11 protein-coding genes and 2 pseudogenes are annotated in these 13,150 nt (G+C 31.5%); 5 read left to right on the top strand and 8 right to left on the bottom strand.

Features of this window, described 5'->3' with window-relative positions; genetic code table 11:
• The first annotated feature begins 1 nt into the window (after position 1).
• The 4 genes and pseudogenes from KGI96_RS09440 (at position 2) to KGI96_RS09425 (ending at position 5,625) form a co-directional block, all read left to right on the top strand.
• Complete coding sequence (locus tag KGI96_RS09440; RefSeq protein WP_211599141.1) at positions 2–421, top strand: hotdog fold thioesterase; 420 nt, start codon at positions 2–4, stop codon at positions 419–421.
• A gap of 102 nt (positions 422–523) precedes the next feature.
• Positions 524–2,800: pseudogene (gene mrcB, locus KGI96_RS09435) on the top strand (penicillin-binding protein 1B); the annotation flags it as partial.
• Between the two features lie 244 nt (positions 2,801–3,044).
• Positions 3,045–4,154 carry an alanine dehydrogenase gene (gene ald / locus KGI96_RS09430; protein WP_213156451.1) on the top strand — a complete coding sequence of 370 codons (1,110 nt, stop codon included), beginning with the start codon at positions 3,045–3,047 and terminating at the stop codon, positions 4,152–4,154.
• A 110-nt stretch (positions 4,155–4,264) separates the two neighbouring features.
• A pseudogene (locus tag KGI96_RS09425) lies at positions 4,265–5,625 on the top strand (sodium-dependent transporter).
• Between the two features lie 263 nt (positions 5,626–5,888).
• Here the strand turns inward: KGI96_RS09425 and KGI96_RS09420 are convergent.
• The 3 genes from KGI96_RS09420 to KGI96_RS09410 are packed head-to-tail and all read right to left on the bottom strand — an operon-like array spanning position 5,889 to position 7,822.
• Positions 5,889–6,293, bottom strand: a complete 405-nt coding sequence (locus KGI96_RS09420) for a phosphoribosyltransferase (protein ID WP_211599145.1) — start codon at positions 6,291–6,293, stop codon at positions 5,889–5,891.
• 22 nt (positions 6,294–6,315) lie between these two features.
• Complete coding sequence (gene pyrF, locus KGI96_RS09415; RefSeq protein WP_211599146.1) at positions 6,316–6,951, bottom strand: orotidine-5'-phosphate decarboxylase; 636 nt, start codon at positions 6,949–6,951, stop codon at positions 6,316–6,318.
• A 1-nt stretch (position 6,952) separates the two neighbouring features.
• Entirely contained in the window at positions 6,953–7,822 is an 870-nt protein-coding gene (locus KGI96_RS09410) for an amino acid--tRNA ligase-related protein (RefSeq protein ID WP_211599147.1), read from the bottom strand.
• Positions 7,823–8,136: 314 nt separating this feature from the next.
• Here KGI96_RS09410 and KGI96_RS09405 point away from each other — a divergent pair, with 314 nt between their 5' ends.
• Positions 8,137–9,177: a quinone-dependent dihydroorotate dehydrogenase gene (locus KGI96_RS09405; protein WP_211599148.1), complete on the top strand. Its 1,041-nt coding sequence runs from the start codon at positions 8,137–8,139 to the stop codon at positions 9,175–9,177.
• A gap of 51 nt (positions 9,178–9,228) precedes the next feature.
• Here KGI96_RS09405 and yidC read toward each other — a convergent pair whose 3' ends face one another.
• The 5 genes from yidC to KGI96_RS09380 form a co-directional block, all read right to left on the bottom strand.
• Positions 9,229–10,857, bottom strand: a complete 1,629-nt coding sequence (yidC, locus tag KGI96_RS09400) for a membrane protein insertase YidC (protein ID WP_211599149.1) — start codon at positions 10,855–10,857, stop codon at positions 9,229–9,231.
• A 151-nt stretch (positions 10,858–11,008) separates the two neighbouring features.
• Entirely contained in the window at positions 11,009–11,287 is a 279-nt protein-coding gene (gene yidD / locus KGI96_RS09395) for a membrane protein insertion efficiency factor YidD (RefSeq protein ID WP_211599150.1), read from the bottom strand.
• Complete coding sequence (rnpA, locus tag KGI96_RS09390) at positions 11,248–11,610, bottom strand: ribonuclease P protein component (protein ID WP_211599151.1); 363 nt, start codon at positions 11,608–11,610, stop codon at positions 11,248–11,250. Before rnpA ends, yidD begins: the two co-directional genes overlap by 40 nt.
• Before the next feature lie 37 nt (positions 11,611–11,647).
• Complete coding sequence (gene rpmH / locus KGI96_RS09385) at positions 11,648–11,782, bottom strand: 50S ribosomal protein L34 (RefSeq protein WP_090923035.1); 135 nt, start codon at positions 11,780–11,782, stop codon at positions 11,648–11,650.
• 131 nt (positions 11,783–11,913) lie between these two features.
• Entirely contained in the window at positions 11,914–13,113 is a 1,200-nt protein-coding gene (locus tag KGI96_RS09380; protein WP_211599152.1) for a cupin domain-containing protein, read from the bottom strand.
• Positions 13,114–13,150: the final 37 nt, after the last annotated feature.

Raw genomic sequence — 13,150 nt, 5'->3', positions numbered from 1 at the left:
AATGTCAATTTGGAAAAAAGAACCTAATATTGAAGAGCTTAATCAACTTTGCAAAAATTGTGCGGTAGCTCATTTGGGAGTAACTTTCAATGATTTTGGTGATAACTGGTTAAGTGCTAAATTAACAGTAGATCATCGAACTGTACAACCTTTTGGCTTATTACACGGTGGTGTTTCAGCATTTATTGCCGAGACGCTTGGCTCTGCTGCTTCGTTATTATGTTGCTCAGCAAATCAAATTCCAGTAGGTAAAAAATTAACAATTGAACACTTAAAACCAATAAAAAGAGGTCTTGTTAATGCTGTTGCTCGTCCAGTAAAATTAGATGAGAATCAACATATTTGGGAAATATCACAATACAACGAACAAAAAGAATGTTGTGCTATATCACAGCTTGTTGTTAGAATTATTGAAAAATAATGCCATTATTAGTGGATAAAATAGGAATAAGATAATGTCAAAAAAAGACAAAAATAAAGCAGATAAAAAGAAAAAACTAAAAAAGTAACAAGTAAAAAAAGCTCAAAATTTAAAAAATACTTTTTTGTTACCTTCTTGAAAGTTTTATTTACAGGTTTTGTTTGCCTTTGTTTTTATGGGATCTATCTTGATAGTAAAATTCGTACCACTATGGATGGTCAAGTTTGGCAGTTACCCGCTGAAATTTATGCAAAAATAGATCATATCCGTGTTCAAGATAATAAAAGCTTAGCAGAAGTAAAATTTATTTTGCTTGAAAATGGTTACCGTGAAGTTCCTCAAATAGTTACTCCAGGTGATTTTAAAATAGAACAAGATCGCCTCATATTACTACGTCGAGCATTTTCATTCCCCCAAAAACCAGAACCACAGCGATTAATAAGATTATATTTTAAACAAAACTATTTAATTCATATTGAAGATTTAGTGCAATCTCGTTTAATTCAAGAATTTCAAGTTGATCCCAATTTAATCGCAATGTTACACTCTGATAGTGATGAAGATCGTCAAGTTCTTCGATTACAATATTATCCTAGATTATTAATAGAAGCATTGCTATTGAAAGAAGATAAGCACTTTTATGAACACGAAGGTGTAAGCCCTTTAAGTATTATACGTGCATTAATTACAAATTATAAAGCCGGTCGCCGTGTACAAGGTGGAAGTACCTTAACACAACAACTTGTTAAAAATATTTTTTTAACTCGAAAAAAATCATTAATTCGTAAAATAAATGAGGCTTTGATGTCTCTTATTCTAGACTATCGTTATAGTAAAAATCGTATTTTAGAAACTTATCTGAATGAAATTTATCTAGGGCAAAATGGAAACTATCAGATTCACGGTTTTGCGTTAGCCAGTCAATTCTACTTTGGACGCCCTATTCAAGAAATCAGTTTAGATAAATTAGCTCTCTTGGTTGGTATTATTAAAGGACCATCACTATATAACCCTTGGAGAAATCCTCAATATGCTCTCAATCGCCGTAATGTTGTGCTTAAAATTTTATTTAAAAATAAAATGATTAATCAAGAACTCTATGAGCTATTGATTAAACGTCCTTTAGGCGTAAAGAAAACAAGAAAAATTTATCGTAAACAGCCTGCTTTTATGCAAATACTAAATAAAGAATTAAAGCAAAAATATGGAAAACATATTGCCGCCAAATTATCAGGCTCTAAAATTTTTACGACTCTTGATAAACAGCAACAACGAGCAGCTGAAATAGCGGTTATTAATGGTATTGCACAACTAGAAAATAACCATAGCAAAGTAAATAATTTACAATCTGCTGTTGTCATTACTGAATATAACACAGGAAAAGTTCGAGCCGTTGTTGGAGGAACAGAAACACAATCTTTTGGTTTCAATCGTGCAATTCAAGCAAAACGCCAAATAGGGTCACTGGTGAAACCATCAATTTATGCCATTGCACTCTCTGATCCAACAAAATTTCGTTTAAATACACCTATTGAAAATAATCCAATTACGATTAAATCTAAAGGCAGCCCAGATTGGAAACCTCGTAACTACAATAATAAGTTTAGTGGTTCAGTAATGTTAATGGATGCACTTGTACATTCAATAAACATACCAACAGTTAATATTGGAATGCAAGTTGGATTACAAAACGTAATTAAAAAACAAAAACAAATGGGATGGAATAATGCAAAAATACCTCCTTATCCATCCACGTTACTCGGTTCCTATACTATTTCACCTTATGAAGTAACAAAATCCTTTCAAACATTGGCAAATGCGGGTCAAAGCATACAATTAACAACGATCGAAGCAATTATCACAGATAAAGGAAAGTTACTTAATAAACCTAACAAAAATAATATAAAACAAGTATTACCTAAAGAAGCGGCTATTCAAACCCTTTATGCAATGCAACAAGTGATCAAAAGAGGCACTGGACGACGCTTATATAAAGATTTTGGCTACCTACAATTAGCTGGAAAAACTGGAACAACTAACGATGCTCGTGATACTTGGTTTGTTGGGATTGATGGTAAAAACCTGACAACAGTTTGGTTAGGGAAAGACAATAATGCCAATACTCACTTAACGGGTTCAAGTGGTGCATTATTTATTTATAAACAATATCTAAAACGAGCCATACCTACTCCATTTAAACTACCAAACTCTAAAAATATTCAGTGGGTTGGTATTAATAATTATGGATCTTGGGATTGTGAAAGTAATATAAAAATTCCTGTATGGATAATCCAAAATAAGTACTTATGCACTAATAAAGTGTCTAATAGTAAACCTAAACCAAGTGTTTGGGATGTGCTTTTATTAAATAAAAATTAGTCCTATAAAAAAGATAACCTATAATATTTATTATAAAAATTAATAACTATCATAAATATTTTTTTAATTATCACTTATTAAAATTGTGAGTTTAATCACAGACTAAATAATTATTAATAAATAGAATACAAAACGAATATTGAGTATAAAAGAAGGAGGATCATCAACTCTTATTTGTTATTTTCTACCTATTTATCAAAGTTATTATATTTATATGTAATCAATCAAACTAAGGAGATATAAAATGATTATTGGTTGTCCAAAAGAAATTAAAGTTCAAGAATATCGTGTTGGTTTAACTCCAGCAAATGTAAAATCTTATGTTGAAGCTGGCCACACAGTTTATATTGAACATAATGCAGGGACTGAAATTGGTTTCCCTGATGCAGAATATGCAGAAGCGGGTGCTATTCTAACTGATAAAGCGACTCTTTTTAAAAATAGTGAAATGATCATTAAAGTTAAAGAGCCAATTGAATGTGAATATGATTATTTCAGAGAAGGTCAAATTCTTTATACCTACCTACACTTAGCTGCTGATAAACCTCTCACAGATATGCTACTTGCTAAAAACATTCAAGCCATTGCTTATGAAACAATAAAAACACCAACAGGATTACCTTGCTTGGCTCCAATGAGTATGATTGCAGGTCGCTTAGCAACATTAGAATCTGCTAAATATATCCAAAAAACTTTTGGTGGTGCAGGCGTATTATTAAGTGGTACAGCGGGTACACCAAAAGCAAAAGTTGTTATTTTAGGTGGTGGTGTAGTTGGTTTAAATGCGGCACAAATCGCAATGGGTATTGGTGCTGATGTTACAATTTTAGATATTAATGCAGTGCGCTTAGCTTATATTGATCAAATCTTTGATATGAAAATTAAAACATTAACCAGCTCACGTGGTAATATCTTGAGTTGCTTAAAAGAAGCTGATGTTGTAATTGGTGCGGTATTAATTCCAGGTGCAAAAGCACCTCATTTAGTACGTCGTGAAGACTTAAAACTAATGAAAAAAGGTGCCATCTTAACTGACGTTGCAATTGACCAAGGTGGTTGTTTTGAAACTTCTCATCCAACAACACATAATGATCCAATTTATGAAGTTGATGGCATAATTCACTACTGTGTAGCAAATATGCCAGGTTGTGTCGCTCGTACTTCAACCCTTGGTTTAACAGATTCAACGTTAGAGTATGGTCTAAAAATTGCAAAATTAGGAGTGAAAGAAGCTTGTTTAACTGAACCTACATTATTGGATGGTTTAAATACTTACGCAGGTAAATGTACTTTCAAAGGTGTTTGTGATGCATTTGATATGGAATATACTGATCCAAAAGTAGCATTACAATAAAGCTCAATCAAATTTGAATTATCTGTTAGATAATTTATCTTATATAACATATCTTCCCATTGAATAAAATGGGAAGATATGTGTTCTAAAATTAGAAAGAGAGGTATGTAATGTCAAACACACAAACTGAACCACGCCAATCTTGGTCAAATCGTTTAACTTATGTTCTAACTGTAGCAGGAGCAACGGTTGGTTTTGGTGCTACTTGGCGTTTTCCTTACTTAGTAGGTGAAAATGGTGGGGGTGCCTATGTTTTATTATTCTGTATTGCTATGATTATTATCGGTATTCCAATGATCTTAGTTGAAAATGTTATCGGTCGTAGAATGCAAGCTAACTCTATTGATTGTTTTAGCGGTACAGCAAATGGTAAAAAAATTCACACTGGTTGGAAAATTTTGGGCTATATGGGATTATTAGGATCCTTTGGTATTATGGCCTATTACACTGTTCTTGGTGGCTGGGTGATAAACTTTATTGCTAATTTAGTGGGTGGAAATCTAGATTTATCACAACCAGTTACAGCAGAATTAACAGGACAATTCTTTACAGACCATATTACAAATGATCCTATTGCAATTTTAGTTTCTTCATTTGTATTCGCTCTTGTCAATTATTTTATCCTTGCAAAAGGTATTATGGATGGTCTAGAAAGAGCAGTACAATATTTAATGCCTATTCTTTTTGTTTGTTTACTTGTAATGGTAGTTCGTAATGTCACTTTACCGGGAGCAATGGAAGGGATTAAATTCTATCTCATACCTGATTTTTCAAAAATTAATAGTGACTTATTTATTTTAGTATTGGGTCAAGTTTTCTTTGCATTAAGCTTAGGTTTTGGGGTGCTCATTACACTTTCAAGCTACTTAGATAAAAAAGAAAACTTAGTACAAACCGCTTGTATTACAGCTGTCATTAACACTCTAATTGCTATTGCTGCTGGTTTTATGATTTTCCCTTCATTATTTACCTTCGGTATTGAACCAAGTTCTGGACCAACATTAGTATTCCAAAGCTTACCTATCGTATTTAGTCATATGCCTGGTGGTACTATTTTTGCAATTATTTTCTTTAGTTTATTAATTGTTGCCGCATTAACCACTTCATTAACTATTTACGAAGTATTAGTAACTGCAATGCAAGAAAAACTAACTTAAGTCGTAAGCAATCTATTGTTGTAACTATCGGAGGCATTTTTATTCTAGGTAATATTCCATCAGCATTATCAGATAATGTGTGGAATTCTATTACTATTGCTGGTCGTAGTATCTTCGATACCTTTGATTACGTGAGTGGAAATATCTTATTCGTATTAACTGCTTTAGGTAGTGCAATATTCGTAGGTTATGTATTAAAAGATGATGCTAAAAAAGAGCTTAATGCGGGTGAAACCTTTACTAAACTTTGGTTTAATTATGTAAAATTCGTTATTCCTGTCATTATTTTGGTTATTTTCTTTAATTCATTATAATTTAAGTAAAACAAACCATTAATTTTATAGCGGTAAGATGTTGAGAAAAATTTGCAAAAAATAATTAATATCTTACTGCTTGTTTTAAATAAACTAGATATGGTATGCCCTATAATATCCATTCGTCAAGGCATGCCTTGACGCTACGTTTTGTGTATTAACCCAATATATACATATAGACAGGGCATGCCCTGTCTATATGTGAAATATTCAATTTGTAAATTTTCAATTTGATCTACCCACTATATTTATGCCTAATAAATTTAATCATTTTGCCAAAATAAAGGATCTAAATGTAATACTGATTGTATCCAATCTGGCATTTTTCCTCTAGCAAATAATACTACTCCCTGTAGTTTTTCAAAACCTTGTGCCGTAACATCTGCAAGTATTTTATCTTTGGCTTCAAACATTGAACCTCCTGTCGTAAATACATCATCGACCAATAAAAATGTTTTATTCTCTGGTGTAATATATTTTTCTAAGGCTTTTTGTAATGCTACCCCTCCACGAGGAATACCATACACTCCTCCAAAACTGAATTTACGTGAAATTAAAAAAGCAAGAGTATCTAAATCTGTTTCTCTGAGTGCATCACATTCTATTTTAAAATCTGAAAAACCACCTGAGTGCATTTGAAAACGTTGTTGAATAAAAAGATTGTTCATTTTTTCCTCTTTAAATAAGTTGTTACTTACAAAATTGATAAAATTTTTCAGTCTGTTGCATAATATTTTGTGCATTTATAATTGGACGACCAACCACTATATAATCACAGCCTTGTGCTAATGCTTGTTGTGGAGTAACACAATTTTGATGATCATCAGAATAATAAAAACGTACACCAGGTGTCACAAGGGTAATATCATTACCAAATTGTTGACGTAGTTCTGTTAACATAAAACTTGGCGTAATAAATCCGTGAATACCACAATTTAAATTTTTTTCTACTTTTTTTAAGAAAGTTTTTATATCTCCAATATCACTAGTAAGAGAGATAACAGAAAGAGGTTGGCACTGATTATCACAACTTTCTACCACTGCTTTTAATCCATCATTGCTTGATGTTCCCCATACTGTAATCATTTCAAGATTTGTAAAAATATTTCTGTACCCCGTAATTGCACGAGCCATTGTGCTTGGAATATCATACAATTTAAAATCCAAAAATAATGGAATATCTTGAACAATGGTTTTAATCCTTTCTTGCCCCATAGTAAAAGGAATATGTCCGAGTTTTACGTGCGAAATCATCGCACTTGATTGCGATAACACCTGCGATGCCTTTATAGCATCACAAGTATCAAGAGAAAGTATCAATTTCATATTAGATAATGTTACAAGTTTTTAATGCGTGCATCATTCGTGTAACACCAATACCGCCACCGCAACGCTCAAAGAAATTTAAACTCAAGTAATCTTCTAATTCTGCAAGTACACGCTCTTTTCCAAATTTAGTGAAGAGTAAATTAGCGTATTCTCCATCAGAGATAGTATGGAAAGCATTTCTCATTTCATCAGCATTTATTGCACGTTCTGCTGAGCCTATGGTTTCTTGACCACAAATAATTGCATCAATTTTTCGTGCTTTACCTTTATCTTCATAATTTCTCATATTCCAGAACGGGCTTGTATAGTTAGGAAAGTCGCAAAGCAAAGTAACATTACCATATTCTTGATAAATTTTTGCTTCTTCTTCATTACCGATTTCTTTTACACCATATTTTGTTGCTGCCTCCACATAATCAATTTCTGAAACTTCATTAAAATTATCAACTAAACCTAGATGAGTAACTAATTCTTTTTCTAATTTTGCTAATGCTTCTAATCCACCGTGTGTTTCAAACTCAAACATTGGAAAGATAGTACGGTGACGACCTAAAATTGGATTTTTCTCTGCACGATAAGAAGTTGAAAGACAGAAATATCCTTCTACATCAGGCTTAGTTAATAATTCATATTCCAACCACATTTGTCCTGTTTGAGGTAATGGCCACACTTCACCTTCAAAAATATAGGTGCTAACTGTCGTTGGATCTTCACAAGCTGCTAAAATAGATAAACGAGATTGAGTCGGCACTTCAATAAATCCTTTTTTGACAAAGAAACTACGCATTAACTCTACCGTTTTACTATAATCTTCTGAATTGATTAAATCATTAGCATAAACACCTGTGGTAAAAGTTTTGTTTGTCATATTTTTACTCCTTTAATATGATTGTGATTAAAATTAAAATAAAAAAAAACCACCTAAAAATAGGTGGTTTTAAAAGAAATAATACTGAATATTAAAAAAGACTTTCCTAAGCTAATTTGCTTATTTTTTCGTTTTTTTATAAAAGATTTTAAAATCATTTTATTAATCTCTTTAGTTAATATTCAAAATTTAGCGATATAATATAGATAAAATTTTATGTGTCAATCTTTTTTTGTAAATAATTTAAAAATTAACCCCTTGGCATAATCTTAAAAGTATGCTAATTTTTGCAATCTAAAAACAAAGGTATTTTTATGTATAAAAAAATTATCCGTCCTATTATCTTTCTCTTTGATCCTGAAACTTCCCATTTTATTATTTTTTCATTTATTAAATTTATTTATAAAATTCCTTTTTTATCCTTTTTAATTCGTAAAATATCTATTTTGGAAAACCCTAAACTTGAGAAAAAAATATTAGGTTTAACTTTTAAAAATCCTGTGGGATTAGCCGCAGGGTTAGATAAAAATGCAACTTTATATAACGAATTAGCAGACTTTGGATTTGGCTTTATAGAAATAGGTACAGTAACGCCAAAAGCACAATCAGGTAACCCTAAAAAACGTTTATTTAGACTACTTGATGATCAAGGAATTATAAACCGAATGGGATTTAATAATGATGGGTTAGAGGCTGTAATAACTCAACTTAAAAAGAATAAACATAACGTTATTATTGGAGGTAATATTGGAAAAAACACAGCAACAAAACCTGAAAATTATACCCAAGATTATGTTGTTTGTTTCAAAGATCTGCATCCTTATGTTGATTATTTTACATTAAATATAAGTTGCCCTAATGTGTCTAGTCATAAAAAATTAGCAGATATTCATTATTTAAAAGAATTAATTTTGATTTTGCAAAAAATTAATAACCAATTTGAAATACAACGTCCTATTTTATTAAAAATATCTCCTGATTTAAGTAAACAGCAATTAGATGAAATAATAAAATTGATTTTAGAAACTAATATTGCTGGAGTTGTTGCAACCAATACCTCTATTAATAGAGATAATTTAAAAACCAAAATATCAGAATTAGAAAATATTGGTGATGGTGGGTTAAGTGGACAGCCTATTAAAGATCGTAGTACACAAATTATTCAATATTTAGCTAAAAAATCAAATAAAGACTTTGTTATTATTGGTGTTGGAGGTATTCATAGTGAGCAAGATGCTTTGGAAAAATTACAAGCTGGAGCTGATCTTATCCAAATTTATACTGGTTTTATTTACGAAGGTATTGGATTAGTTAAACGTATTAACCAAGCTATTTTAAATAATAAAAAAGACTGATTTATATAAACCAGTCTTTTTATAAATACTTTTTTAAGCTCTATTTAATTTCTATTTCTTACGAGAATGTAATCCTTTTTTCTCTAAATTACGATAAATTAACCATTGTTGGAAAATCGTAATTGAGTTTGATGTGATCCAGTAAAGAACCAATCCTGAAGGGAAGAACAAAAAGAACCCTGTAAATATAATTGGCATAAACATCATCACTTTTTGTTGCATTGGATCTGCAACTGGTGTCGGTGACATTTTTTGTAATAAGAACATTGATGCTCCCATTAACAACGGCATAATATAGTATGGGTCTTGTGCTGATAAATCTTGAATCCAACCAAAGAAGGGTGCATGACGTAATTCTACCGCTTCCATAAATGTCCAATATAAAGCAATGAAAATAGGCATTTGAATAAGAATAGGTAAACAACCACCCATTGGGTTTACTTTTTCTTCTTTATAAAGCTTCATTGTTTCTTGGCTTATTTTTTGACGATCATCACCAAAACGTTCACGCATTTCTTGTAATCTTGGTTGTAACATACGCATTTTAGCCATTGACGTATATTGTGCTTTAGTTAATGGATAAAGTATTGTTTTCACTACAATAGTTACACAAATAATCGCAATACCCCAGTTAATCACTAACTGTTGAATATGCGTTAATAACCAGAATAATGGTTTTGCTATAAACCACGCCCAACCATAATCTACGGTTAAATCAAAATGAGCAGCTGCTTGTGCCATCTCTTCTTGATTTTTAGGACCTGTCCATAAATGGCTTTTAATCGTTTCTTTTGAATTTGGTGAAATAGTGGTGATAGGACCTCTATATCCAATAGATGCTGTACCATCATTATTTACTCGAGAATAAATATTATTTTGAGCTTGCTGATTAGGGATCCACGCAGACACAAAATAGTGCTGTAACATTGCTGCCCAGCCTGCTTTCGTATTTATAGAAAGATTTTTTTCTGCCATTTTATCAAAAGCATACTTTTCATAATTTACTTCAGAAGAAGAGTAAGCGCCGCCCATATAGGTTGGCATAGTTAAATTACCAGAACCATCTTCCAAAGTGTGTTTAATTTGTCCATAGGGTTGTACTTCTAATGCTTGTACAGATTTATTATCTATTACAAAATCAACAGCTACATTATAGCTACCACGTTTTAAAATAAATTCTTTAGTATAAAGTACACCATCTTTTTCAAAGGTTAAAGGAACAGTTAATGAATTTTGCCCTTCTGCTAATACAAATTTATCTGCTGTTACTTGGTATTGTGGACGACCAGAATTACTATCAATACCATCTTTTCCAACTAAACCACTTTGAGCAATATAAACAGTTTTTACATTATTTTCTAATAATTTAAATGGCGTTTTACTATCTAATTGAGCGTTATATTTTAATAAATCAGACTCAACAACATCGCCCCCTAAAGTATCAATCACTAAACGTAATACATCACTTTCAACAACAATAGTTTTACCTGTTGTTTTTTGTTGATTAATAATTTCAGTTTCAGATAATACTGGCACATCTCCTGATTGCTGAGGAGCTGTTACTTTGGTTTGCTCTTTAGCTAATTGAGCTGCTGGATTATGATCTGTTTGCCATTGTGTAAAAATTAAAAATGACACCAGAAAAAAACCTATAACGAGTAAACTACGATTTGAATTCATTTTGGTTTCTCTGTAATTGTTTAAAAATAAGGGAAATACCCTCTACTAAAGGGAAGTATTTTATAATAGGTTGCCTTTTAATCCAACCATTTTTACTTATAAGCGGTCAGATATTCGTTAAAATTTGCAAATTTTATAAATAAGTAATCACTCACTTACTCTTTTTGTCTATTTTAGGAGGAACAGGATCATCTCCACCTTGATGTAATGGATGACATTTTGCAATACGTTTTAATGTTAACCAGCTACCTTTTATTGCTCCGTGAGTTTGAATAGCTTCTAATCCATATTGAGAACAAGTTGGATTAAAACGACAACGAGGTAGTAACATAGGACTTATAAAATAACGATAAAATTTTATAAGTAGGATAAAAATAGCAGCTAAAAAACTTACTTTTCTTTGTTTGCTAGATGAATGTGGCGTTTCCATAATTTATCCAAAGTAACAAAAAGAGTTTGGTTATCTAGTTTTCCTATACCACCTTTGGCAATAAACACAAAATCTGATAAAGGTAATTGATGTTGATTTAAACGAAAGCTCTCACGTACGATACGTTTTATTCTATTACGATCGTGAGCACGTTTTAAATGCTTTTTAGCAACAGTTAAACCTAAACGAGGAACATCAACAGAATTTTGACGTGCAAGAATGGTAATTTGAGGAGTTGAAGCTCGCTTAGGATCTTCAAATACTGCCTTAAACTGAACGGGAGCTAACAAACGTAGCTCCCGAGAAAATTTTAGCTTATTCACTATTTTAGTTTATTACTAAAAAGTATATCACTGCAAATTATGCAGATAAGCTTTTACGACCTTTAGCACGACGACGAGCTAAAACTTGGCGACCGTTTTTAGTAGCCATACGAGTACGGAAACCATGTGAACGAGCACGCTTTAATCGAGAAGGTTGAAAAGTACGTTTCATTATTGTCTACCTAGTTAAAATTATTAAACTATAAAAAAGAGTGGCGATCTTACCCATTTATTTTTAATAAATCAAGATCTATCTATAAAGTAATCGTTTAAATTTGCAAATATTTATAAATAAGTAACCGCTTACTCATTTTCTATCAATAAAATCCAGCCATTATCTAGCCAATCACACAAACTATCTAATAATAATTCTAATTCACTTTGATTTTGTGTTTTAGATGCAAGTTTATTCCAAGAAATACTATCTCCATTTGCTATTCTAATAAGCAAATCCATTTCAGCTTGGTTTAATTCATTAATCCATTCGCTATTTACATAAATTTTTAATGGATTTTCTGTATAAATAATTTTTACATTTGCATCTTGTATTAGCCAACCACCATCTTCTAAAACAGTTTGAAGCTCATCTGGATAAAAATCTTCATTAACTTCAAATTGTTCATAACGACGAGAGCTTACTGCAGTGGCTACACTATCTAAAAATAACTGATCAAATTGAGTTGAATTTAATAACAAATTAATAAATTGTGATTTTAAATTTGCTACCATTTTCATATCTAATTTTGCATTAGGTTTATATTCTGCAGATAAACGAAATGGAATATTAAACTGTGAATAATCTGCTTCATTACATTTTAATGAATGGCTTATTTTATCTAATAAATCATTTGCACTAGGAAAGCGTAAACCAAAAGAGAAAGTTAAGCTCTCGTCTTCTGCAACACCATAATGTGCCATACGAGAAGGAACATACAATACATCTCCAGCTTGCATTATTTCATCTAAGACCAATTCTCCCATATCATCAAAAATACGAATAGGTTGATTAGGATTAAATTCCGTACTTGGATCACACCATTTTCCTAATTGCCAGCGACGGGATCCATAACCTTGAACTAAAAATACATCATATTCATCATAATGTTTTCCTACAGATCCTCCTTTTGGCGCATAAGAAACCATAATATCATCACGCTGCCACTGAGGAATAAAACCGAAAGCTTGCCATAATACACCTAATTCAGGTGACCATTGTTCTAAATTTTGAACTAAAACAGACCACTGTTCAGGTAAATTTTCAAAATCATTTTTAGTTAAAGGGCTAGTTTTTACTTGCCATTCTAGTTGTTCATTATTTTTATAAGTTTTAACTAAACGAGCAACTACATCCTCTTCTTGAGATAAATCTATAATATCATCAGGAGTAAATAATCCTATAATCTGAGGTAATCCATTACGGATGATAAGCGGTTTCTTTTGCCAATAATTTTGCAAAAAGATTTCAGGGGTGATTTCTTCTGGTAAGCAAAATGGAATGTTCATAATTTACTCCTTACTTTAGTAACTATGTATTGTCCTC

It is taken from the genome of Phocoenobacter atlanticus subsp. cyclopteri (genome assembly GCF_018343795.1).
GTDB lineage: Bacteria > Pseudomonadota > Gammaproteobacteria > Enterobacterales > Pasteurellaceae > Phocoenobacter > Phocoenobacter atlanticus.
This window is presented reverse-complemented; position numbering and strand designations above follow the sequence as displayed.